Genomic DNA, 23,482 nt, shown 5'->3' with positions numbered 1-23,482 from the left:
AATCAATATTTGAAGTAAATACAACAAGAGAATCTAGTAAAAATAGTTTAAAAAATAGTATGAATTATGAAAAAATAAGAAAGCCCTTTTTTTTATAATTTAAATAGGTGTTGTACTCGTTCAAGGGTATTTCTTGAACAAGGCTGAGAGGAAAAGGAGGCGGACCTATTTGATTGACTTACTGCTTATCCATGGAACCGTAATCACCATGGACAAAGACAGACGAATTCTTCAAGATGGTGCTGTTGCAATAAATAAGGGGAGAATTTTAGCTGTAGATACAACAGAAAGGCTAATGGGAAAATTTGAAGCTCAAAAAGTGTTGGATTGCAGCCACCAGTGTATTTTACCAGGATTAATTGATGTTCATGGTCATGGCGGACATTCGATGTTTAAAACGATTGCAATGGAGAATATTGACTTTTGGATGCCAATCATGACAAATACGTATAAACATTTTGTAACAGATAATTTTTGGTATTACGAAGGTAAGCTTTCTGCTCTAGAACGATTAAAAGCTGGAATCACGACAGGTGTATCTGTTTTAGGTTCGATGCCGCGGTCGGATGATCCGATTTTTGCCATCAATCATGCAAAGGCTTATGCCGAAATCGGTGTCAGAGAGGTAGTTTGTACTGGTCCTTGCAATCCCCCTTGGCCGCATTTATTCAGCCGCTGGATTGATGGGAAAAGAGTAACAAAAGAAGTAACTTACGAGGAAGTAATAAAAGGTGCTGAAGCAGTTATCGAAGCATTGAATCATGCGAATCAGGATAAAACAAGGGCCTTTATTACACCATTTGTAATCGTTACTTCCGTAGATCCTTCCAGTCCAACTTCGCCGGCCCGACTTTATGGATTAACGGATCATGACCGCTATCAAGCGAAAAAAATTAGAGAGATTGCGAGAAAATATAATACAAGAATACACTCTGATGCCTTTGGCGGAATGTTTCATTTAGCCATTAAAGATAAGGAAAACGCGCTTTTAGGTCCTGATGTTCACCTTCAGCATTGTCGTGGAATTTCTTTTGATGAGGCAAAAATTTTAGCTGAAACAGGCACAAATGTGAGTGCCTCACCCGGATTTACACAGGTGCATGCACGTACACCAATCATCGAATTACTTGAACTGGGAGCGACAGTAGCCATTTCTACGGATGGGACTTCTCCATCCACGAGCTTCGATCTTTTTCAAGCAATGAGGAAAACTCAGTTTATTCATCAAGCAGCATTAAGGGACGAATATTATTTACCGCCTGGAAAACTATTAGAAATGGTCACGATCGATGCAGCGAAGTGCATAGGCTGGGATGATGAATTGGGGTCTCTGGAGGTTGGGAAAAAAGCAGATGTCATTACCGTCAATCTAAATCAGCCCCACCTGACTCCTGAATTTATGCATGTACATCGACTTGTCTATCAAGCTGTAGCAAATGATGTAGCACATACAATCGTAGATGGAAACTTAATCATGGAAGGGCGAACCGTTCTAACCGTTGATGAAGGTACGATTTTAAATGAGGCAAATGAAGAGGCGCGTTCCACAATCAAGCGTGCGGGACTTGAAAAATACATGCAGCCAACAAAATATTTTTGGGGACATGCAAGAGCCTATGTAGATGAAAAAAGATATAACGAGGAAGATTATGATTTTACTATAAAGAAAGGAGCATTTGAATGAAAACCAAACTAGAAGGAAAATATGTAATCGGATATGATGGATATGATCATGTCCTCCTTAAAAATGCGGAGGTTGTTTATGAAGATGATACCATCATCTATGTTGGGAAAAACTTTCCTGGAGAAGTAGATGAAATCATCGATGTAGGTAATGCAGTGATAAGTCCGGGATTTATTGATTTAAACGCACTTGGGGATATTGACCACGATATCTTACATTTAGAGGCAGGGGCGAACAAACAGAAAAACCTGCTATGGTCGGAACGTTATATCGAAAAGGGTCATCATGAAGTGATGACACAGGAAGAAGAAGCATTTAAATCCTTATATGCCTATTCACAGCTAATTCTTCATGGAATTACGACCGCCATGCCGATTACATCTGTATTTTATAAGAGATGGGCCGAAACGTATGAAGAAATTGCTGTAGCTGCCGAGCATGCAGGAAACTTGGGACTTAGATTATATATCGGACCAAGTTATCAATCCGGGATTCGAGTGGTTCAGCCAGATGGAACAATAAAGCTTTACTGGGATGAACAAGCAGGGAGAGAGGGTTTACAAAAAGCGGTAAAGTTTGTTGAGGAATTTGATGGTGCTTTCGATGGCTTGGTAAGAGGGATGCTTGCACCGGAACGAATTGAATGCCAAACAGCAGAGAGTTTAAAACAAACCAAATATTATAGTGAAAAACTAGGCATTCCCATAAAACTTCATGCTGCTCAAGGAAGTTTTGAATATCATACAATTGTAGAAGAACATGGAGTCACGCCTATTCAATATTTGTATAATCTTGGTTTCTTAGGTTCACAAACGGGAATTCCACATGGACATTTTATTTCCGGATATAGTGAAGCAATGGCTGGCCAGGGGGACGATTTACGTTTATTAAAAGAGACGAATACAACGGTGATTCATTGTCCTTTAATCATCGGCAGGCACGGTTCAGCACTAGAAACTTTCGCAAAATATAAAAGGGATGGAATCAATATGGCACTTGGAACTGATACGTTTCCACCTGATATGTTTCAAAATATTAGAATCGGCAGTATGCTGTCCCGAATACAGGAAAGGGACGTCGAGGACTCCTCCTATGCAGATTTCTTTCGTTCTGCCACTCTGGGTGCTGCTAAGTTTCTTGGTAGGGAAGATCTTGGCCGCATTTCTGTTGGAGCGAAAGCGGATATCATTGCCATTGACTTAGATGGATTTCATATGGGAGTTTTAGATGATCCGATTCGAACCATGTTTGTAAGCGGGACAGGTAGGGATGTTAAATTATCGATTATCAATGGCCGGGTCGTAATGAAGGACCAAAAGATTCCGGGCATTGATTTAAATGAAATCAAACACAAGGGACAAAGCTATTTTGACAAAATGAAAAAAGGATATTTAGAAAGAGATTATCAACAGCTGTCTGAAACTGAATTGTTCCCAGCTTCCCTTAAAATTGTAGAATCCATCTGATTAAAAAAGTAGTAAAGATATTGCAAATTTAAGTAAAGATATTTGAAATAAAATCGTCAGAATATTTTTTATAATTAGACAAACGCCAACAAAATAAAAAATAAGGGGCTATGTCTAATGAATGTAAAAAAAGTGTTAGGAAAGTTTTTTTCCGTTTTGTTGATGGCCATTATGATTACTGGCTGTTCAACAAATAAGAATGTAAGCACAAAAGGAAATGAAACGAGTAAAGCTTCAACTGAAGGTAAAACATTAGTGATTGCGCGCTTATCAGACGCAGAAAATTTAGACCATCAGTTTATGTCAACGATCAATGCGGCAAGTGTAACTCATGAAAAAATTTACGAGGGACTGGTTGGAAGAGATAAAAATTCAGAAATCCAGCCATTACTTGCTGAAAAGTGGAAACAGCTGGATGATACCAAATGGGAGTTTTATCTTAGAAAAGGCGTTAAATTCCATGATGGCTCACCATTTAATGCACAGGCCGTTAAAGCGACATTTGATCGATTATTAGACCCAAAAGTTGCATCACCAAGAGCAGTTGTATTTAAAATGGTTAAAGAAGTAAAGGTCGTAGATGATTATACCGTTCAATTTATCCTAAAAGAGCCCTTTTCACCATTGCTTTCTATTTTGGCCAACCATGAAGGAGACATAATCAGCCCAAAAGCAATTGAGAAATATGGGAAAAAAATTATTCAGGAACCAGATGGAACCGGTCCTTTTGCCTTCAAATCTTGGACACCTGGGCAGGAAATTGTTTTAGTAAAAAACAAGAATTACTGGGGAACACAACCAAAGATAGATAAAGTCGTATTTAAGGTAGTTCCTGAAGAAACTACAAGAGTCTCCATGCTAGAAACAGGCGAAGCGCAGATTGCTGAACCGCTTTCAGTTGAGATGATTGACACGGTAGAAGGTTCACAAGCATCCGAAGTATACCGCAGTGAAGGGTATGGAACCGAATATATTGGTTTTAATGTTAAAAAGAAACCTTTCACAGATGTTCGGGTTCGAAAAGCAATTGCACATGCCATTGAAATGGATTCCATTATCAAGGGGGTCTATAACAATGTAGGAAAAAAAGCCAATTCCCTCATGGGACCAAAGGTGTTGGGCTACAGTCCCGATTTAAAAGCATATGATTACAACTTGAATGAAGCGAAGAAATTACTTGCTGAAGCGGGATATCCAAATGGATTTGAGACTACTTTACTAACAATGGACGACAAACAAAGAATAAATCTTGCTGAAGTTGTTCAATCTCAATTAAAAGGAATTGGGATTAAAGTGAAGGTTCAGGTTATGGAGTATGGTACCTTTGTTCAACAAGTAAATAAAGGAAATTCAGAAATGTTTATTCTAAGCTGGAGAAATGCAACCGGGGATGCAGACTATAATCAATACAATTTAATGCATTCCGCTTCACAGGGACCGGCTGGAAATACATTCTTTTATAGTAATAAACAAGTTGATAACTTAATTGACGCAGCACGCAGAGAAAAGGACGAGCAAAAACGAATCGAACTATACAAAGAGGCTCAAGAATTGGAAATGAAGGATGCTCCATATATTCCGGTAAGGGTAATTGAAAATGTTGCCGCAGTTGCTAAGAATGTGTCAGGCTTTTCGATTAGTCCATCTGGTTATTTGGAAATAAATGATGTAACGATTAAATAAGCAGTGGACAAAAGGGATATTCCAAATAGGTATTCCCTTTTGTCTTGTCTTAACGAACAAAGGAGAATGAATATGAACAGCAGTTATTGGTTAATGAATGTGAAATTAGAAGTTGGCTTTAAAAAAGAAAATGGAAGAGTAGTTGGTACTGAAACTGAAACTTACAATTTATTAATCAATGATGGAAAAATCTCTGAAATTGTTAAGACCGGGGAACCAATTTCCAATCATTTACCAACGAAGGATGCAAAGGGATTGTTGCTGCTCCCATCGTTTATTGAAAAGCATGTTCATCTAGATAAAACCTATATGGGTGAAAACTGGAGAGCATGCATCCCCGCAAAAGGTGTGATTGAACGCTGTGAAATCGAAAAGGAGATTTTGGCATCGATTCCATCCAGTACAAGGGAACGCGCAGAAGCCTTACTAGAGGTATTACTGGCTTCAGGCTCCACACATGTAAGAACTCACATAGATATTTATCCAGAAGTGGGGATTCAAAACTTAGAAGGAGTTCAATTAGCATTAGAATCGTATTCTAATAAACTAAGTTCCGAAATTGTTGCCTTTGCTCAACATGGCTTGCTTCGTCCCGGTACAATTCAGCTTATTAGAGATGCAGTACGAAATGGCGCAGGGATTGTTGGTTCAGTAGATCCAGCTACAGTAGATAACAATATTGAAGAATCATTAGTTCAGCTAATGGACATCGCTGTGGAGGGAAATGCAGATATCGATCTCCACTTACATGATCCCGGTCACTTAGGAATTTTTACGATGAAACGGCTTGCCTTTTTAACAAAGGAAGCTGGCTGGGAAGGAAGAGTAGCAATCAGTCATGCTTTTGGACTTGGGGATGTATCGACAGGGGAAGCGTATGAAGTTGCGCAAATTTTGAAAGATGCCGGTATTTCAATTGTAACAAGTGTTCCAATCGGCAGGGCGATTCCTCCAGTTAAATTGTTAACAGAGTGGGGAGTGGAAGTAGCAGTAGGAAACGACAATATTTATGATTCATGGTGGCCAACAGGAAACGGGGATGTTCTTGAAAGAGCTGGACGCCTATTGGAGTATTTCAGATGGACAGATGAGGTATCACTCTCTCAGGCGTTGAAATATATAACCGGCGGTATAACTCCACTAAACAAAGAAGGTAACCAAGTTTGGCCAAAGGCAGGAGATGCGGCCAATATGGTTCTAATCGATGCTAGCTGTTCGGCCGAAGCAATAGCAAGACGATCAAAAAGATCCGCAGTATTTTTTAATGGAAATCTTGTCTCCGGTTTATTAAATTAACAAACTCACTCCATTCAATTATAATTTAGTTTTATGAAAAAGGATCTCTGGGAGCCCCAGATTTCCTTTTTCATTGATTAAAATTAAGGACTGGTAAATGATGATTCGAAATTATCTTCTTTTGTTACTCTGCGTTACTTGCTGGGGCAGTAATTTTATATTCGGAGCAATATTGGTAAAAGCATTCTCGCCCATGCTTCTTTCCGCTTTAAGGTTATTTTTTATTACGATATTTATCATGTTATACGCACTAAAATTTAAAAAATGGAGAAGGATTGCTCGAAAAGACTGGCTGTTTTTTATTTTATTGGGGTTAGTCGGTGTATTTATAAACCATTGGACCTTTTATGCTGCGCTTGAAACAGCCGATCCGACAACATCCGCTATAATACTAGCCTTAGCCCCTATTACAACGGCTTTATTAGCTTCCGTTTTTCTTGGGGAAAAACTTACATTAAATTTATCAATCGGGATGATTATCGCTTTTATGGGAGTTTTCTTTGTGATTACAAATGGAGAGCATCTTCATTTTTCAATTGGTATTGTATGGATTTTTATTACGATGCTATCTTTTTCCATTTCAATGATTATGGTAAAAAAGCTAACGGAACGTTATCATTACATAACCATCACTGTGTATTCTACAATAATCGGTTTTAGCAGTTTAGCTCCAGTTGCCCTCACAATGGAATCTCCCCTTAAGATCAGCAGAGATTTTGGTCCTTGGATGTTATTAATTATTACTGCAATCCTCATGCATGGAGTGTGTACGTTAATTTGGAACAGCCAAATTGAAAAGGTAGGGGCTTCAAAGGCTTCATTGTTTATGAATTTAGAACCTTTTATTGCAATGATTGTCGGCCTGATTGTTTTAAAAAATAACATTACACGCTCGCAAATTTTAGGTTCTATCTTAATCATTATTGGGGTACTAATCGCAACACAGTTAAAGGATAAACTGGTTATGAAAGAAAACAGCTTGGTAAATTTCCAAGAAAACGTAGATGTTACTAAGAATCTGAAAAGACATAAAAGAGAGTACTGAAAATATCGGTACTCTCTTTTATAACTACGAAGGCTGTTTCGTTTTATGGAAAAGAAATGTTGAGATAAAATGGATGAAACATATACACAATGGGACAAAAAAACTAATCCATATCGATTGAAAACTACCTGCGGAGGGCATGAATAGAAAGCCTGCAACGGTCCCAACCAATGCTGCGAACGGAATGATGGCAGGCAGTGTTTTTTTACTTAGAATAATATAAAGCATCGGTATGATGATGGATGCATAAATATTACCAAAGAAAAATAACAATTCAATTGGTTTTGGCGGCAAGATGCTTACAACTATTAACAAAATAAGACAAATTGAACCGGAAAAAACATAGGTCCATTTCCATTTTTCATTTTCGGTTTGCTCACGGAAATACCCGATCATGTTTCGAACCATCAATATTGTAACTGAATGCAATCCTGAACTTAGGGCGGACAAAATGACACAAAAACAAAATAGTATAAACAAAACAATTAATAGGTTTGATTGGATTTTATTAACTAACTCCAATAGGATTGTATAAATATTATTGAAACCTCTTCCGAAAATGGCGATAAAAATCAGAGTGGATAGTGAAAGGGGAATCGTTGCCCATAAAAATCCTGTAAGAGTGAAAGTTATTCGAACTTTTTCTTTCTGTATGATAAATAACCTCTGCCATGTAGCACTATCGATTAAAGCTTGGCCTATCCCAATAAGGATAGCGGAAAGAAAAAACCAAATGGCATCATAATTTTTAAAATATAACAAATAGGGATGATATAGCTTAATCCCATCGTAGACAGGGTAGACACCCTCTTGGATGAAAAAATAGACGGGAATAACAATGACAGCGCCGAACACAAGGGTTATTGTCACACCGGAAAGCCGATGGAGCCACAGCATTCCACCTACACCGCTAAATAAAAAACAAATAAATAAAAAGATAAGCAGTCCGATGAAAATAGGAAAGGGAAAGAGAAGATTTAGGAGGATCCCTGCCCCCAATGCCTGGATAAAAATTGAATAGAGGCTTGTGATAAGTAATACTGCCATCATAATCCAAAAGCCGGTTGGAGATAGTTTCGATTGTAATACATCGCCAATCGTTTGATGTTCTCTATAATCGGCACAAATTTTGGGGGCAAGAAATCCGAAAAAAATAAGTGCAAAAGCACCCATTAACGAATAAACGATTACTCCGGAGAGCCCGTATTTCATCAATGATTCTGGTGAAGATAAAATCGTATTCCCTGTTACCCAACGAGCGAGCAGACTTACAATCCCAAAGCCAACACCAAGTTTGACTGTACCTGCAATATATATATGATATTTTACTTTATTCAATACTTAAATCTCCTTTAAACGATAATCACGTGGTGATTTCCCCGTCATTTTACGAAACATTTGGCTAAAGTAATGCTGACTATTAAATCCGCATTTCTCTGATATTCCATTAATACTCATATCAGGACAGTCAATTAACATTTTTTGTGCCGCTTTTAAACGAACTTCATTCAAATATTCTGAAAATCCCATTCCAACTTCTTCTTGAAACTTGCGGCTTAAATAGGCAGGATTTATATGGATTTTTGAAGCTAAATAATTTAACGTCAGTTTCTCATTAAATTCGCTTTGAATAATTTGAACAGCTTGATAAATAGGGTCGGAATAACTGCCAATTCTCTCGTATTTTATAAGAATTTTATAAAGCTCATCCTCAATTACAGGTTTTGTAATATAATCAACGACACCGAGTCTAATAGATGTCCGGGCATATTCGAAATCTTGGAAAGCCGTTACGATGATAATATCGAGCGTATAAGTTTTGGATAATTCTTCTGCTAACTCCAACCCATTTTTCCCTGGCAGGTGAATATCCAGAAATGCAAGGGTTATATTATTTGAATGCATAATTTGGATGGCTTGAGATGCATCTTGTGCTTTGAATAGATTCCATGAGGGAAACTTATTACTAATTAAATATTCTAATTGCTCTAATTCCAACGGTTCATCGTCTACGAGTAAAACATTCATGGGATTTTCCTCCGTTTTCTTACGTTTCCTCCAGGGTCTTAAAAGGGAATAAGGCAGTAACGGTTGTACCGTCGCCAGTATTTGATAACTGAATTGCTGTATGTTCGTTAGGAAATAACAAATTTATCCTTTTTTCAATATTCCCTAATCCCAATCCACCTTCATTTTTCTGAAATTGTTGAGCAAGGTTAGTGGAGTTGTTCCATACTGATACGAGAACATTCTGTTCCTTTTGAACAATATCGATTTTTAAAATAGCTTCTCCGGGAATTTTCTCGAAAGAGTGTTTAAATGCATTTTCCACAAAGGTTTGAATCATAAAAGGAATCATTACTGCCTGTTTTACATTCGGTTCAATGGAAATATGAAATTTTAATCTGTCTCTGAAACGGACTTTTTGAATTTCCAAATAATATCCTGTATAAATTAATTCCTCTTCGATTGTAATGATTGATTCATTCTTTTGGTATTTGTATTTTAGTAATTTTGAAAGGGTTTCAATCGAGTTGATTAATTCCGTCTTTCGATCAAGCCTTGCTAAACTTAAAATGGAATTCAGTGTATTAAAAAAGAAATGCGGCTGTATTTCTTGATTTAATTGATTATAGAGCGCAGTTTGCAGCTCTCGTTCAAGAGCAATTTCTCTTGTTTGTTTTTCTAAAAGATCAATTCGTTTTTCAAAAATAATTAAAAAGAGTAATGTGAAGGCACCTAATAATGGTGCTAATATACACAACATAATATAGATGGAGAAAGCATCTATGGTTAGCATTTACAACATTCTCCTTTAGAGAATACAAAAAGAGAGCAAGAACTCTCTTTTTTAATTTTAATATTATTTTATAAAATAAAAACCTTCTTGCAAATAAGGTGAATCTATTTAATGATGGAATTCCTCCGCGAAATGACAGCTGACGTAATGGTTTTTTTTCATTTCCCTAAGGGCTGGTTCCTCTGTTTTACATTTACTTGTAGCAAACGGACAGCGTGTATGAAAACGGCACCCTGTTGGAGGGTTAATAGGTGACGGAACATCTCCCTTTAGAAAAATCCTTTCCTTTTTGATCACCGGGTTTGGGACAGGAATAGCTGATAATAATGCATTTGTGTAGGGGTGCAGTGGTGAATCGAATAAATCTTTTTTCTCTGCAATTTCTACGACTTTTCCTAAATACATAACCATTACCCGGTCCGAAATATGTCTTACAACACTTAAATCGTGTGAAATAAACAAAAAGGTAAGATGGAATTCCTTTTGCAATTTTTTTAACAAATTTAGAATTTGCGCCTGGATAGAAACATCTAGAGCTGAAACTGCTTCATCACAAATGATTAATTTAGGGTTTACCGCAAGGGCTCTTGCTATGCCAATCCGCTGGCGCTGTCCACCGCTGAATTCATGCGGATAACGATCAAGTGCTTCAGGAGGCAGTCCGACATAATTTAACAATTCGAGCATCCGTTCCATTCTTTTTTCTTTAGGCACTACTTGTTGAATCGCCATTGCTTCATTCAGTATTTGCTTGATGGTTTGGCGCGGGTTAAGCGATGCGAACGGATCTTGGAAAATAACCTGCAGATCGCCGCGTAATTTTCGCATTTGGCTTTTATTTAACTCCAGGACGTTACGGTCTTCAAAGTAGACTTTTCCCGCTGTTGGTTCATCCAATCGAAGGATCGCCCTGCCAGTAGTCGATTTGCCGCATCCAGATTCACCGACAATACTTAAAGTTTCCCCTTCAAATAAATGAAAGGAGATATCATCAACAGCCTTTACATAAGATTTTGGTTTGAACAGTGAGTCTGTTTTAACCGGAAAATATTGCTTTAAATGCTCCACTTGTAAAAGAAGTTTTTTGTCCGCAGTTGCCGCCATTATTACATAACCTCCTCTTCTTGGGGCTGATCGATCCATTGATCTGTAAATTTCCAGCAACGAACTTTCACATTGTCTTCCAGTTCAATCAAATCAGGAAGTTTTGTTTCACAAAGGGGCTGCCTGAATGGACAACGTGATGCAAAACGGCAGCCTTCCGGCATATTGTATGGACTTGGTACCGTACCCTCAATGGTTTTCAATTCATCCCGATCCTCATGAATTTTTGGCAGGGAGTCCAGTAATCCCTGTGTATATGGATGTTGTGGACTAGAAAAAATCTTTTCCGTTGGCGCATGTTCGACAATATTCCCTGCATACATGACGGCAACTGTATCACATGTTTCCGCGACAACACCCAAATCGTGTGTAATCATAATAACACCCATACCGAGTTTTGTTTGAAGTTCCTTTATTAGCTCCAAAATTTGCGCTTGAATGGTTACATCCAATGCAGTTGTCGGCTCGTCAGCGATTAAAACTTCTGGTGTACAGGCAAGCGCCATCGCGATCATGACCCGCTGACGCATTCCTCCACTTAGTTGAAACGGTTCTTGTTTTGCGCGTTTTTCGGGAGAGGGGATACCAACCAATTTAAGCATCTCAACAGCCTTATTCCAGGCCTCTTTTTTCCCCATTTTTTGATGAACCCTGATTGCTTCGGCTATTTGTTCCCCAACACTAATGACCGGATTAAGGGATGTCATTGGTTCCTGGAAAATCATCGAAATTTCGTTGCCGCGAATCTTACGCATTTCCGATTCTGAAATACTTACTAAATCTTTTCCTTTAAAAAGGATAGAGCCGCCGGCAATTTTTCCTGGAGGAGAGGGAATAAGCCTTAATAGTGAAAGGGAGGTCATACTTTTTCCGCATCCAGATTCACCGACTATTCCTAATGTCTCTCCTTTATGAAGGGTAAAATCAATTCCATTCACAGCTTTACTTATTCCTCGTTTTGTATGGAAATGAGTTTTAAGCCCTTTAACTTCTAAAATTACATCCTTTTTTCCTTTCAAATCGATTCACCACCTATTAATTTAGTTCAATCCGTTTATTAAAAAAGCGATAGAAAACATCGACGAATAAATTGACAATTACAAAGATCATAGAGGCAAATAGGACTCCGCCCTGAACCATTGGTAAATCTCTCATTCTGATCGCATCCACAATCATTCTTCCCAGGCCGTTTATGGCAAAAATGGATTCTACTAGGACTGTCCCTCCCAGTAATGAACCAAACTGCAGACCAACAACGGTGATGACGGGAATGAGTGCATTTCTTAATGCATGTTTATAAATAATGACTCGTTCCCGTAAGCCTTTGGCACGAGCAGTTCTGACATAATCTTGACGGATAACCTCAAGCATACTGGATCTTGTCATCCTTGCTACGATAGCAGCTCCGCCTGCTCCTAGAGTAACAGCTGGGAGGATAATATTTTGCCAGCTTTCCCAGCCGGCAACGGGCAAGATTTGCAGCTTAACAGAAAAGAAATACATGAGCATTAACCCTAACCAGAAGCTGGGTAATGATATTCCAAGTAAAGCAACAATCATTACACTGACATCTGTCAGCGTATATTGTTTAATAGCAGAAATAATTCCGGAAATCATTCCTAAAACGATCGTAATGACGATACTATAAAAAGCAAGTTCCATTGTAATAGGTAGTCTTACTAAAATTTCATCCAGCACTGGACGGCTGTTTTTTAATGAAACACCAAAGTCTCCATGGAAAATATTAATCAAGTAATCAAAATATTGAATATATAAAGGCCTATTTAAACCTAGTGATTCACGAATCCCCGCAATAGTTGCTTTGGAAGCACCCTCTCCTGCGAGTAATACGGCAGGATCTCCTGGAACCATCTGCATGATTAAAAAGACAACAAGGGTTACTCCGATCATGACAGGTATGGTCTGAAATAATCGGCGGATTATAAACATTAACATGTATTTGTCAGTCCCCTCTTAAAGGATTTTTTATTTTTTCATCCGTGGATCAAATGCGTCTCGTAATCCATCTCCAAAAATATTAAAGCCCATTACTAGAATTGAAATAGCGAGGCCAGGGAAAAGAGCCATAAAAGGTGCAGAAAAAATGAAATCTCGTCCATTACTGAGCATTGTTCCCCATTCGGGTGAAGGAGGCTGAGCGCCAAGTCCTAAGAAAGATAGACCTGCAGCTGAAAGAATAGCTGTTGCAAGCCTTAAAGTTCCTTGAACAATAATTGGCGACAAAATATTCGGGAAAATGTGTTTGGTGATAATGGTAAAATCATTTGCTCCTAAGGAACGGATCGCATCAATATACTCTAAGCGTTTAACTTCAAGTGTCGAACCACGAACGATTCTTGCAAATAGAGGTACAGAGAAAACTCCAACTGCGATTGTAACATTGATTAAACTAGGTCCGAGGGCACTAATGATGGCAAGAGCGAGTAAGATTCCAGGGAATGCTAGCATTACGTCCATGATGCGCATAATAATCGTATCCACCCACTTGCCATAATACCCTGCAATAAGTCCAAGAATAATTCCAAAGAATGCACCGAAAAGAACAGCAGCAAAACCCACACCCATTGATAAACGAGAGCCATAAATAATTCTGCTTAATATATCTCTGCCTTTATCATCTGTTCCCATCCAGTGATGCTCGGAAGGAGGTAGAAGCTTATGTGGTAAATCAACTTTATATGGATCAAACGGTGCAAGTAATGGAGCAAACAAAGCTACCAAAATATAGAAGATAATAATGAATGCTCCGACCATAGCCGCTTTATTATCCATTAACAAGGAAAGTGAGTCCTTCCATTTCGATGATTTCTGATAGGCAACGGTTTGTTTCAAGTTAACGGTTTGTCCGGTTTTAACTTCAACTGACATAAAATTCCCCCCTGAAATTCATTTTTATATTAATAATGTGTTTTACCACTGATTGCCTCCTCTCAGCCTCCTTCTTTTTTGTAAAAGAATTATTTTCAAATTATCAAAGTTTTAACGAATGTAAAATATTTTTTAAAACAGTTGTCAAAATATTTTAAAAACAAGTAAAAATTCTGTAAATATTCAATTTATTATTCTTCTATAATTCAGTTAAGCGCTAAGAAGGATTGGTAGAAAAGTTACTTGCATGAAACATTCAGATTCTTACAAAAAGGGGAGAAGGAAATGGAGAAGAAAAAATCTATTTTTAAAAGTGGTATGTTACTCGTTTTAATAGGATTAGTCCTATTGTTTACACAGGCATGTTCAACAAAATCAAACACTGAGAATAAGGCCGGAAATAAGTCCGAAGCAGCAAAAGAAGGAGGGACTTTAACGATTGTTCGTCTTTCCGATGCGACAAAGCTGGATCCGCAGTTTATTACCGATATCCCATCGAATAATGTTATCTATCAAAAGGTGTATGAAACATTGGTTGTACCCGATAAGGACATGAACATTCAGCCATTACTGGCGGAATCTTGGAAAGTTATAAATGATAAGACGTGGGAGTTCAAGCTGAGAAAAGGCGTAAACTTTCATGATGGTACACCATTTAATGCAGAGGCAGTAAAGGCAACTTTTGATCGATTGCTTGATCCAAAGGTTGGATCGCCTTCCCGTGCAAAATTCGAAATGATTAAAGAAGTAAAGATTGTAGATGATTATACCGTTCAGTTAGTGCTTAAGTATCCATACGCACCATTATTGCCCATTCTTGCAAGTAGTGAGGGAAGTATTATCAGTCCGAAAGCGATAAAAGAAAATCCGGAAAAGCTGTCAGAACACCCAGTGGGTACAGGTCCATTTGTTTTTGAAGATTGGAAATCCGGTCAGGAAATATCTCTAAAGAAAAATGATAAATATTGGGGTACAAAACCAAAGATTGATCGTGTAGTCTTTAAGGTTGTTCCTGAAGATTCAACACGTTTAGCGATGATTGAGACAGGTGAGGCGCAAATTAATGACCAAGTTCCTGTTACGGAGATTGAACGAATCGAAGCGTCTAATACAATGGGCTTGTATCGTACAGATGGACTTGCAGTTGAATATCTTGGTTTTAACGTAAAGAAAAAACCGCTAGACAATGTCAAGGTTCGTAAGGCGATCAGTCATGCGATTGAGAGAGAAGCGATCATTAAAGGGGTTTACAACAATGTAGGGACCCTTGCCAACTCCGCAATGAGCCCAAAAGTGTTCGGGTATAGTAAGAATGTAAAGCCATATGATTATGATATTAATGAAGCGAAAAAATTATTGAAGGAAGCTGGATATGAAAAAGGGTTAAAGTTAACCTTGCTAACAAGTGACCGGAAAGAGCGGATTAATATGGCAGAGGTCATTCAATCCCAGTTAAAAGGAATTGGGGTTGATGTAAAAATTCAGGTTATGGAATATGGTGCTTATATTGACGTTATAGAAAAAGGTACATTTGATATGGCGATTGGCGGCTGGGGAAATGCTACCGGCGATGGAGACTATAATCAGTACAATCTATTCCATTCTTCATCGCAAGGCCCTGCTGGAAATACTTTTTATTATAGCAATCCCGAAGCAGACAAGCTTATCGTAGCAGCGCGCCAAGAAATGAATGAAACAAAACGGAAGGCTCTTTACGAGAAAGTTATGAAAATAGAATTAGATGACGCAGTCTATGTACCAATCCGCAACTATGAGCACATTGCTGCTTATAGCAAAAATATCAATGGTTTCTGGATGAATCCAGCAAGCTATTTAATGATTAATGATGTGACCGTGAAGTAATCTATCATCTGAGGCACTTACCATATTGATAAGTGCCTCTATTAGTATTTTTAAGAGAAGATATAAAAATAGGAGGAATGGAAATGAAGGCTTATTGGTTAAAGAATGTTCGTCTCGAAAAAGGATTTATTTTTGAAGAAGGACGAATTGCTGGAACAGAAACGGAAATTTGTCACTTGAAAATTGAAGACGGAAAAATAGCTGAAATCAGCTATACAGCGCCTCTCCCTGAGGAAAATCAGGTTGATGCTAAAGAAAATCTTCTATTACCCTCATTAAGGGATATGCATATTCACATCGATAAGACTTATTATGGCGGCCCTTGGAAGGCTTGTACCCCGTTAACGAAAGGAATTTTTACGAGATTAGAAGAAGAGAAGGAACTGCTGCCGAAATTATTGCCAACTGCCGGGGAGCGGGCCGAAAAAATGATTGAGCTGCTCCTTCAAAACGGTCATACACATATCCGAACGCACTGCAATGTAGACCCGGTCATAGGGTTGAAAAACTTAGAGGCAACTGTCAATGCCCTTGAAAAATATAAAGATGTTTTAACCTATGAAATTGTTGCCTTTCCTCAGCACGGATTGTTAAAGAGTAATTCTGTTCAATTAATTCGTGATGCCATGCGAAATGGTGCTACCCTAGTTGGCGGAGTTGATCCTGCAACGGTAGACAGAAATATTGAAAAATCACTTGAAACTATTTTTGATATTGCTGTAGAAGCGGATGCAGGTGTGGATATTCATTTGCATGATCCTAATAGTTTAGGCGCGTTTACCTTTGAAAGAATGGCTCATTATACGAAGGAAGCTGGAAAGAAAGGAAGAGCGACCATCAGTCACGGTATCGCCTTAGGTGATTTACAGGGAAATGCACTTGAAGAAATGAATGCAATGTTAAAAGAACAGGAAATAGATGTAACCACAACAGTTCCCGTAAATCGTCCGACGATTCCGATTCCAACTCTAGATAAATTAGGTATAAAGGTTTCTGTCGGACATGACAGCATTACCGATCACTGGTCGCCATTTGGAACAGGGAATACCATTCAAAAAATTAGTATCCTCGCAGAAAGATTCCGAATGATTGAAGAGTATTCATTATCATCTTCCTTAAAATATGCAACAGGAGGAGTTACTCCATTAAACGAAAAAGGCGAACGGGTTTGGCCAAAAATTGGGGATGATGCAACGATGATGTTGGTAAAGGCATCCTGTTCAGCTGAGGCCGTTGCACGAAGAGCGGAAGTTGAATCTTTATTTTTTAAAGGGAAAAAGGTGGAAAGTAAACTAGAAAAATCAAAATCTGTATTAGCTTAATGGACTGAGGAGGGTGAAAAATGGCATTACCATATTGGTTAACCAATGTTAGGCTTGAAACCGGTTTTGTTAAAGATGAAAAGGGAGCTGACGAAACAAGGACAGAGCTTTTTCATTTAAAAATAGAGAATGGAAAGATCGTAGAAAAGCAGAAGCATAGCTTTAAAATACCTGCCGAAGAAAAAGTAGTGGATGGAAAAGAGCTTCTAGCGATTCCGACATTTAAAGAAATGCATAACCATTTAGATAAAACCTATCTTTCTCTTGATTGGAAGGCATGTAAACCGTCAAAAAATTTAGCTGACCGCTTGCGTTTGGAAGCATTGGAACTTGAAAAATTAGAACCAACAACAAAACAACGGGCAAGCAAAATGATTGAATTACTTTTATCAAATGGGGCAACGCATATCCGTACGCATGTGAATATTGATCCATATATCGGGTTGAAAAACTTGGAGGGGGTAAAAGCAGCGCTTGAAGAGTACTCGGATAAATTGACTTATGAAATTGTTGCTTTTCCACAGCACGGTTTGTTACGAGAAAATGTCATTCCGCTGATGAAAGAAGCTATGAGATCTGGGGCTCAGCTTGTCGGTGGGCTTGACCCAGCGGGTATTGACCATAATATCGAAAAATCTCTGTTTGAGGTAATGAATTTAGCTACCGAATTCGATGCCGATGTAGATATTCATTTACATGATGGGGGACATGTTGGATATTATACTGTTGACAAATTAACTGAGTTGGTATCGGAAGCAAATTGGCATAATCGTGTGGCAGTTAGCCATGCATTTAGCTTAGGGGATGTACCAATCCCTCAACAAGAGGAGATTGCTGATAAATTAAGTGCATTAGGAATGTCCATTATGTCGACCATCCCAATTACCAGAACATTGCCTCCAATTGATATTCTGGATCAAAAAGGAGTAAATGTGTTTTTAGGGTGTGATGGATTTTATGACTCTTGGGGGCCATTTGGAACAGGGGATGTATTAGAAAAGGTTACAAACTTCTGTGAACTTTATAGAAAAAGCGATGAAAAATCTCTTGCTTCATCTTTAAAATGGGCCACAGGTGGAACGACATCACTATCAAAAGATGGTAAGGTTACTTGGCCGCTGGAAGGTGATGAGGCCAATCTCATTTTAGTAAATGCCTCTTGTTCAGCAGAAACAGTTGCTAGGAGGCCAAAGCGCGAGGCTGTTATTTTTAAGGGGAAAGTAGTATCCGGAGAAATTTAATCTTCCAATAATGAAAAGAAGAGACAATCGTGTCTCCTCTTTTTGTTTTATTATTGTTGCTGTTCCTGTTGCTTCACCTTTAACCTTTCCTCTAATACACGCACCATATGAAGGAAATGGTCCGCCTCTCTAACGACATGGTCGGCCAATAACGGATCAATTACATTTCTGATTTGACAATTTTTAATAAAATCTAATCCTGCCTGCTTAAAATTGCGAATTTCTTGTGCAGCGTTTTCGCTGTCTTTATTCAACTTTCCGATAATCGGGTAGGTTGGTTGTTTCTTATAGAGCATTGATTCAACATCTCTTGCCTGATTGAGAAGAACTTCAAAGTCATCCCCAAATTTCAATGCCGCTCTTACTAAATTTCGTTCCGATTGATCTAATAGTGAAGCAATAAACCGGGAATGCTCCATCATAATCCGTAACCAAAACACATTTTCCTTAATAATCGCATCTTGAATGGGATCTAGAATTCCTTCATTGAATTTTTTTAACGTCCGCATAAAATATTCAGCTTCCCTGGCAATATGGTCGACCAGAAGTGGAAAGTTAAATCCCATTACCTTACAATTGATGATTAAGATTAGAAGATTTCTTTTAAAATTCCGTAAACCTAAAACTAAGTTAATCGTGTCTTCGTTTAATTTACGGACAGCGGTAACGTTATTGGGAGTATTATAGGCCCTTTTTTCCTGTTCCTGAAAATAATGATAAAAGCGGTCTGTCTGTTGAATCAGATGTTTGTCATGGCGGCTAAAACCTTCGCCCAAAAAATAAGAATGCTCTTTCATAATGCGCAACCAAAATTTATTTTCTTCTAAGGAGCGTTCGATAAATAGTTGTTCCGTTAATGATTCTGGCTGTGCGGCAAATGTTTCCGGGGCAATTAACATTTGATTGTTTGAATCTATAAATCCCTGATTTACCATCATTAGTCCCCCTTCTAAAAACACACATACATTCTATATGTATTAGCGTTCAATTCTAGTTATGTTTCATTGAAAAATAAATTTGGGTAAAAATAGATGTAAGAAAGATAACTGGAGGAAAAAGATGAAAGCTTCGGATTTATTGGTAAATTGCTTAGAAAACGAAGATGTTGAATATATTTTTGGAATTATTGGTAGTGAAGTCATTGATTTGGCCGATTCTTTATCAAAATCAGAAAAAATAAAATACATACCAGTCCGACATGAGCAGGGAGCCGCCTTTATGGCCGATGTATACGGCCGTCTTAGTGGAAAGCCTGGTGTATGTCTGGCAACACTCGGACCAGGAGCGACAAATCTATTAACCGGTATTGCAAGTGCCAATCTAGATCACTCTCCGGTTGTAGCAATAACAGGTCAAAAAAACCTTAATGTCCAACATAAAAATGCGCATCAGTACGTTGAAATCGTTAAAGTTTTTGAACCGGCAGCAAAGTGGTCGGTACAAATAAAGGATGCCAATACAATGCCGGAAATCATCAGAAAATCTTTTCGGGTTGCTACTAGCGAAAAACCGGGTGCTGTCGCAATTGAATTACCGGAGAATATCGCAAAAGCCAATACTACAACCAAACCTTTATCCACTACGCAATTGCCAATGAGTGTGCCTGCAGAAGAATTTTTAAGAGAAGGCGCTCGATTGCTAAATCAATGTAAAAAGCCGTTTATTATTTTGGGAAACGGGGTAATTCGGCAAAATGCTGTAAAGGAAGTGCAAACATTTATTGAGCGGTTAGGTTGCCCGGCTACCAATAGTTTTATGGCAAAAGGGATTTTATCAAAAGAGCATTCACAAAATTATTATTCATTTGGTTTCAATGAAAAGGATTATGTACTCCGGGGGATGGAGGAATCCGATTTACTTGTGGTAATTGGTTTTGATTTTAATGAAAAACTACCATCGGAATGGAATAAGAAAAAAGTATCGGTTCTCCATATCGACCCTTTACCTGCTGAGGTGGAGGAGGGCTATCCGGTTGTGGGAGAATTAGTAGGCAATTTAAAGGAAACGCTTCGTTTATTCTTAAAGGAAAAGATTATGTCCAAACCTTGGGTGCCGATTGGGGAACTAAAGAAACGAATAGAAGACGCCTGCTTTATTAGTAAAAATGCGTCAACACCTACACATTTAACTATCGAGAACCTTCTACATGTAATCGAAAGACTTTCATCTGAACAAACTGTGGTTATTTCTGATGTCGGAGCACATAAGGTAGCGGTAGCAAGAACCCTTCAACCGATACATGGAAACCAACTAGTGATTTCCAATGGATTAGCTTCAATGGGAATATCGATACCAGGTGCGATTGGGGCGAAATTGGCGGCACCTGAAAAAACGGTAATTGTGTTAACGGGGGATGGGGGAGCATTAATGAATTTCGCCGAGCTTGAAACGGCCAAACGTTTAAGGCTGACTTTTATCATTATTTTATTAAATGATTCTATGTTAAAGCTTGAAGTAGAGGCCATGAACAAAGCGTTTGGTGAAAATTATGGGGTAACTTTTTCAAACCCTGATTTCGTACAATTGGCGCAAAGTTTCGGGGCAAAAGGCATGAGAGCAACTCAAATTACCGAGTTTGAAGAAATACTGGCAGCGGCAATGAATAATTCGCAAGAGATTTTTTTAATAGATACGATTTTGCAGGAATAAGTTTAAGTGATTGACGCCAAGACGGATTTAAAATTGTCTCCAAAAAAGAGGGGGCAGTGAACAAAAGTTCACCGCCCTTCTTTAACCCTAAAATCCAATCATCATCAGTACATCATAAAGGATGCACCAACAATGATTAAGAGGATGAATAGAACAACAATTAGCGCAAAGTTGTTTCCGTGTCCATCAGACATTGTAGAATCACCTCCTACTTCTATTCATAATAATTTATGCTTGTTTTTCTCCCGCGTAATGGACAAAGGTTGATTTTTTGAAAAATGTTGAAAAATATCTAACTATGAGGAAAAATAAAAAACGGACCCAGAACATCTGAGTCCGTAAAGTTTTATAAAAAATTAACTATATTGCGGACGAAGTTTAGTCCGTTTATTAACGTGCTGTTCCGCCCCTAATGCCGCAATCGCGCCATCCGCTGCCGAAATGACCGCTTGTTTGATCGGAGTTCTTCTCGCATCGCCACCGGCAAAGACACCATCCGCACTTGTCTGAAGAAGTTCATCAACACTCACATAGCCTTCCTCGTCTCTCATTACGGCGCCTTTTAAGAAATCAGTTCCCGGTTTCATCCCGCCAAGATATAAGAAGACACCATCAACCTCCCATACTTCTTCTTCTTTTTTATCATTTAAAATCACAATTTTCTCTACACTATCGGTTCCAATAATTTCCCTTAAACGATGACGGCGATAAATTTCAACCTTTGGATTGTTTTCAAGCCCGGAAAGGTCTGCATCCCCTTTTAAATTCTCAATTGGAATTAACAATTTGACCGTTTTACAATATTTTGCAAGTGTTGCAGCCTCATGAATAGCTTCTTCGTTATCTCCAACAACTGCAACAACCTGGTCCTGATAGAAAGCGGCATCGCAAGTTGAACAGTAGCTGACACCGCGTCCGGTAAATTCCTCTTCTCCCTGTATCTTATTTGATGGAGCCTTTGCACCAACCGCAATAAAGACACTTCTCGCTTGAACCGTTCCCTCTGCCAATTTAATCTTCTTAATTTCATTCGTGAAATCCACAGATAATACAGTAGAACGAACAAATTCCGCCCCAAAATCCTTTGCTTGAGCCTGCATTCTAGTTAAAAGCTCGAGACCAGTCAGTTCTTCACGTACTCCTGGATAGTTCGCGATTTTATGGGTAATAGCTAAGGTTCCCGCCTTAGGCGCCTTATCAATGACAAGAGTTTTTAATTTTCCGCGTGCTGCATAAACAGCTGCAGATGCTCCGGCAGGTCCTCCTCCGATTGTAACAAAATCATAAATTTCTTCGAGAACTTGAGGGGTTACAGGTTGAAAAATAGAAGTTTCCTCACTCTTCACTTGTTCCGTAGTTGGTTTTTCTTTGTTGGACGAACCATCAGCATCTTCAGGAATATCAAGAAGCTTCCTAAACTTTTTCTCTTGAAAACCTAATACAAGCTTGCCATTAATAAAGGTTGCAGGTGTACCAAAAATTTTCCGTTCCTTTAGCTGATCGAAATACTCTTTATGTATGGAAGCATTCCGTTCTTCGAATTCAATTCCCCAATCCTTTAAAGCAGATTTAACCTTTTCGCAATAAGGGCAGCCAGTACTGCTGTAAACAATTACTTCTAATTTTTCTGTCATAATTGCAGCCTCCTAAATAAATCCTTTTCTGTTACTATTATAATAATATTAATATTAGTTAAAAGTCAATCCTTTTTAATAATTATTATAATTTAAATGAATGCAAAAAACAGAGCCCAATCATCATGCTGGACTCTATAACAGGTTTAAATTGTTTTTCCAAGGAAGGCTTGGAGCATCCAAATATGTTTTTCTAAGCCAGAGTGGATGGCTAGAAGCATATCGCCGGTCGTTTCATCATTCAGTTCCCCGGCTAAGTTCATTCCCTCTTTTAATTCCCCGGTGATAATTGAGAAATCGTTAATAATGGATTGAACCATGGCCTCAGCGGCTTCGTTGCCGCTTGCTTCTTGGATGGATGAAAGCTCCAAACATTCTTTCATGGTTGCGACAGGGTTTCCACCAATGGATAAGAGTCGTTCGGCAAGTTCGTCCACGTGAACACCTGCTTCATTATAAAATTCCTCGAATTTAGTATGTAACGTAAAAAATTGGTTTCCCTTTACATACCAATGATAATTATGAAGCTTCATATACAGTACAGACCAATTGGCAATTTGCTTATTTAATACATTCACTAGTTGATTATCCATTAATAAAACCTCCTCATTTTCTATTTCTTCTATATTATTTCTAAAAAGGTAGGAAAGATTCCTTTTTGATTGTCAGTTGAATGATGTCAATTTGGTGAAGATTTCCGATTTATGTTACAGGAGCGAAACATCTTGTAAAAAAACATCCTAAACCATCCAATTTAGCTGAAGTTTGGAAAAAAATGATTTTTGGTTAGTAATTCCATTTGCTGA

Annotated in this window: 20 protein-coding genes; 9 read left to right on the top strand and 11 right to left on the bottom strand. The window is 38.3% G+C overall.

Going from position 1 to position 23,482, the window contains the following annotated elements:
* Positions 1 to 208: 208 nt before the first annotated feature.
* The 5 genes from ACFQZ9_RS29880 (at position 209) to ACFQZ9_RS29860 (ending at position 7,174) form a co-directional block, all read left to right on the top strand.
* Positions 209 to 1,684, top strand: coding sequence for an amidohydrolase family protein (locus ACFQZ9_RS29880; protein WP_498947147.1), 1,476 nt, complete (start codon positions 209 to 211; stop codon positions 1,682 to 1,684).
* Positions 1,681 to 3,150, top strand: coding sequence for an amidohydrolase family protein (locus ACFQZ9_RS29875; protein WP_498946963.1), 1,470 nt, complete (start codon positions 1,681 to 1,683; stop codon positions 3,148 to 3,150). The genes ACFQZ9_RS29880 and ACFQZ9_RS29875 overlap by 4 nt, the downstream gene beginning before the upstream one ends.
* A 117-nt stretch (positions 3,151 to 3,267) precedes the next feature.
* Positions 3,268 to 4,833 carry an ABC transporter substrate-binding protein gene (locus ACFQZ9_RS29870; protein WP_498946962.1) on the top strand — a complete coding sequence of 522 codons (1,566 nt, stop codon included), beginning with the start codon at positions 3,268 to 3,270 and terminating at the stop codon, positions 4,831 to 4,833.
* A 72-nt stretch (positions 4,834 to 4,905) separates the two neighbouring features.
* Positions 4,906 to 6,129 carry an amidohydrolase gene (locus ACFQZ9_RS29865; RefSeq protein WP_498946961.1) on the top strand — a complete coding sequence of 408 codons (1,224 nt, stop codon included), beginning with the start codon at positions 4,906 to 4,908 and terminating at the stop codon, positions 6,127 to 6,129.
* Between the two features lie 100 nt (positions 6,130 to 6,229).
* The gene (locus ACFQZ9_RS29860) at positions 6,230 to 7,174 is read left to right on the top strand and encodes a DMT family transporter (RefSeq protein ID WP_498946960.1); all 945 of its coding nucleotides are present in this window, start codon (positions 6,230 to 6,232) and stop codon (positions 7,172 to 7,174) included.
* A gap of 24 nt (positions 7,175 to 7,198) precedes the next feature.
* Here the strand turns inward: ACFQZ9_RS29860 and ACFQZ9_RS29855 are convergent, their stop codons facing one another.
* The 7 genes from ACFQZ9_RS29855 to ACFQZ9_RS29825 all read right to left on the bottom strand — a co-directional run bounded on the left by ACFQZ9_RS29855 (position 7,199) and on the right by ACFQZ9_RS29825 (position 13,967).
* On the bottom strand, positions 7,199 to 8,512 hold the full coding sequence (locus ACFQZ9_RS29855) for an SLC5/6 family protein (protein WP_498946959.1): 1,314 nt from the start codon (positions 8,510 to 8,512) through the stop codon (positions 7,199 to 7,201).
* Between the two features lie 3 nt (positions 8,513 to 8,515).
* Positions 8,516 to 9,202, bottom strand: a complete 687-nt coding sequence (locus tag ACFQZ9_RS29850; protein WP_498946958.1) for a response regulator transcription factor — start codon at positions 9,200 to 9,202, stop codon at positions 8,516 to 8,518.
* A gap of 19 nt (positions 9,203 to 9,221) precedes the next feature.
* The gene (locus ACFQZ9_RS29845; protein WP_498946957.1) at positions 9,222 to 9,974 is read right to left on the bottom strand and encodes a sensor histidine kinase; all 753 of its coding nucleotides are present in this window, start codon (positions 9,972 to 9,974) and stop codon (positions 9,222 to 9,224) included.
* A 108-nt stretch (positions 9,975 to 10,082) separates the two neighbouring features.
* Positions 10,083 to 11,078, bottom strand: coding sequence for an ABC transporter ATP-binding protein (locus ACFQZ9_RS29840; protein ID WP_498946956.1), 996 nt, complete (start codon positions 11,076 to 11,078; stop codon positions 10,083 to 10,085).
* A 2-nt stretch (positions 11,079 to 11,080) separates the two neighbouring features.
* Positions 11,081 to 12,097 carry an ABC transporter ATP-binding protein gene (locus tag ACFQZ9_RS29835; RefSeq protein WP_498946954.1) on the bottom strand — a complete coding sequence of 339 codons (1,017 nt, stop codon included), beginning with the start codon at positions 12,095 to 12,097 and terminating at the stop codon, positions 11,081 to 11,083.
* Between the two features lie 16 nt (positions 12,098 to 12,113).
* The gene (gene nikB, locus ACFQZ9_RS29830; RefSeq protein ID WP_498946953.1) at positions 12,114 to 13,034 is read right to left on the bottom strand and encodes an ABC transporter permease; all 921 of its coding nucleotides are present in this window, start codon (positions 13,032 to 13,034) and stop codon (positions 12,114 to 12,116) included.
* 30 nt (positions 13,035 to 13,064) lie between these two features.
* On the bottom strand, positions 13,065 to 13,967 hold the full coding sequence (locus ACFQZ9_RS29825; RefSeq protein ID WP_198310243.1) for an ABC transporter permease: 903 nt from the start codon (positions 13,965 to 13,967) through the stop codon (positions 13,065 to 13,067).
* Positions 13,968 to 14,252: 285 nt separating this feature from the next.
* Here ACFQZ9_RS29825 and ACFQZ9_RS29820 point away from each other — a divergent pair, with 285 nt between their 5' ends.
* From ACFQZ9_RS29820 to ACFQZ9_RS29810, 3 genes are all read left to right on the top strand, one after another.
* Entirely contained in the window at positions 14,253 to 15,830 is a 1,578-nt protein-coding gene (locus tag ACFQZ9_RS29820) for a glutathione ABC transporter substrate-binding protein (RefSeq protein WP_498946951.1), read from the top strand.
* 83 nt (positions 15,831 to 15,913) lie between these two features.
* Positions 15,914 to 17,152, top strand: coding sequence for an amidohydrolase family protein (locus ACFQZ9_RS29815; protein ID WP_498946949.1), 1,239 nt, complete (start codon positions 15,914 to 15,916; stop codon positions 17,150 to 17,152).
* A gap of 20 nt (positions 17,153 to 17,172) precedes the next feature.
* A complete protein-coding gene (locus ACFQZ9_RS29810; protein ID WP_498946948.1) occupies positions 17,173 to 18,393 on the top strand; it encodes an amidohydrolase family protein in 1,221 nt (406 codons plus the stop codon).
* 50 nt (positions 18,394 to 18,443) lie between these two features.
* Here ACFQZ9_RS29810 and ACFQZ9_RS29805 read toward each other — a convergent pair whose 3' ends face one another.
* Positions 18,444 to 19,328, bottom strand: coding sequence for a DUF2935 domain-containing protein (locus ACFQZ9_RS29805; RefSeq protein WP_198310671.1), 885 nt, complete (start codon positions 19,326 to 19,328; stop codon positions 18,444 to 18,446).
* Between the two features lie 124 nt (positions 19,329 to 19,452).
* Here ACFQZ9_RS29805 and ACFQZ9_RS29800 point away from each other — a divergent pair, with 124 nt between their 5' ends.
* Entirely contained in the window at positions 19,453 to 21,042 is a 1,590-nt protein-coding gene (locus ACFQZ9_RS29800; RefSeq protein ID WP_498946947.1) for an acetolactate synthase large subunit, read from the top strand.
* Positions 21,043 to 21,146: 104 nt separating this feature from the next.
* Here the strand turns inward: ACFQZ9_RS29800 and ACFQZ9_RS29795 are convergent, their stop codons facing one another.
* From ACFQZ9_RS29795 to ACFQZ9_RS29785, 3 genes are all read right to left on the bottom strand, one after another.
* Entirely contained in the window at positions 21,147 to 21,236 is a 90-nt protein-coding gene (locus tag ACFQZ9_RS29795; protein ID WP_133334168.1) for a YjcZ family sporulation protein, read from the bottom strand.
* Between the two features lie 162 nt (positions 21,237 to 21,398).
* Complete coding sequence (locus ACFQZ9_RS29790; protein WP_498946945.1) at positions 21,399 to 22,676, bottom strand: FAD-dependent oxidoreductase; 1,278 nt, start codon at positions 22,674 to 22,676, stop codon at positions 21,399 to 21,401.
* A gap of 146 nt (positions 22,677 to 22,822) precedes the next feature.
* On the bottom strand, positions 22,823 to 23,269 hold the full coding sequence (locus ACFQZ9_RS29785) for a Dps family protein (RefSeq protein WP_498946944.1): 447 nt from the start codon (positions 23,267 to 23,269) through the stop codon (positions 22,823 to 22,825).
* Positions 23,270 to 23,482: the final 213 nt, after the last annotated feature.

It is taken from the genome of Neobacillus sp. GCM10027624 (assembly GCF_042675345.1).
GTDB classification, from domain to species: domain Bacteria; phylum Bacillota; class Bacilli; order Bacillales; family Cytobacillaceae; genus Neobacillus; species Neobacillus cucumis_D.
The sequence above is the reverse complement of the archived record's forward strand: the minus strand, read 5'-3'. Positions and strand labels throughout refer to the sequence as shown.

Coding starts and splice junctions, on each gene's coding strand:
- ACFQZ9_RS29880 (WP_498947147.1), top strand. CDS start 209: ATGGACAAAGACAGACGAATTCTTCAAGATGGTGCTGTTGCAATAAAT.
- ACFQZ9_RS29875 (WP_498946963.1), top strand. CDS start 1,681: ATGAAAACCAAACTAGAAGGAAAATATGTAATCGGATATGATGGATAT.
- ACFQZ9_RS29870 (WP_498946962.1), top strand. CDS start 3,268: ATGAATGTAAAAAAAGTGTTAGGAAAGTTTTTTTCCGTTTTGTTGATG.
- ACFQZ9_RS29865 (WP_498946961.1), top strand. CDS start 4,906: ATGAACAGCAGTTATTGGTTAATGAATGTGAAATTAGAAGTTGGCTTT.
- ACFQZ9_RS29860 (WP_498946960.1), top strand. CDS start 6,230: ATGATTCGAAATTATCTTCTTTTGTTACTCTGCGTTACTTGCTGGGGC.
- ACFQZ9_RS29850 (WP_498946958.1), bottom strand. CDS start 9,202: ATGAATGTTTTACTCGTAGACGATGAACCGTTGGAATTAGAGCAATTA.
- ACFQZ9_RS29845 (WP_498946957.1), bottom strand. CDS start 9,974: ATGCTAACCATAGATGCTTTCTCCATCTATATTATGTTGTGTATATTA.
- ACFQZ9_RS29840 (WP_498946956.1), bottom strand. CDS start 11,078: ATGGCGGCAACTGCGGACAAAAAACTTCTTTTACAAGTGGAGCATTTA.
- nikB (WP_498946953.1), bottom strand. CDS start 13,034: ATGTTAATGTTTATAATCCGCCGATTATTTCAGACCATACCTGTCATG.
- ACFQZ9_RS29825 (WP_198310243.1), bottom strand. CDS start 13,967: ATGTCAGTTGAAGTTAAAACCGGACAAACCGTTAACTTGAAACAAACC.
- ACFQZ9_RS29820 (WP_498946951.1), top strand. CDS start 14,253: ATGGAGAAGAAAAAATCTATTTTTAAAAGTGGTATGTTACTCGTTTTA.
- ACFQZ9_RS29815 (WP_498946949.1), top strand. CDS start 15,914: ATGAAGGCTTATTGGTTAAAGAATGTTCGTCTCGAAAAAGGATTTATT.
- ACFQZ9_RS29810 (WP_498946948.1), top strand. CDS start 17,173: ATGGCATTACCATATTGGTTAACCAATGTTAGGCTTGAAACCGGTTTT.
- ACFQZ9_RS29805 (WP_198310671.1), bottom strand. CDS start 19,328: ATGGTAAATCAGGGATTTATAGATTCAAACAATCAAATGTTAATTGCC.
- ACFQZ9_RS29800 (WP_498946947.1), top strand. CDS start 19,453: ATGAAAGCTTCGGATTTATTGGTAAATTGCTTAGAAAACGAAGATGTT.
- ACFQZ9_RS29795 (WP_133334168.1), bottom strand. CDS start 21,236: ATGTCTGATGGACACGGAAACAACTTTGCGCTAATTGTTGTTCTATTC.
- ACFQZ9_RS29790 (WP_498946945.1), bottom strand. CDS start 22,676: ATGACAGAAAAATTAGAAGTAATTGTTTACAGCAGTACTGGCTGCCCT.
- ACFQZ9_RS29785 (WP_498946944.1), bottom strand. CDS start 23,269: ATGGATAATCAACTAGTGAATGTATTAAATAAGCAAATTGCCAATTGG.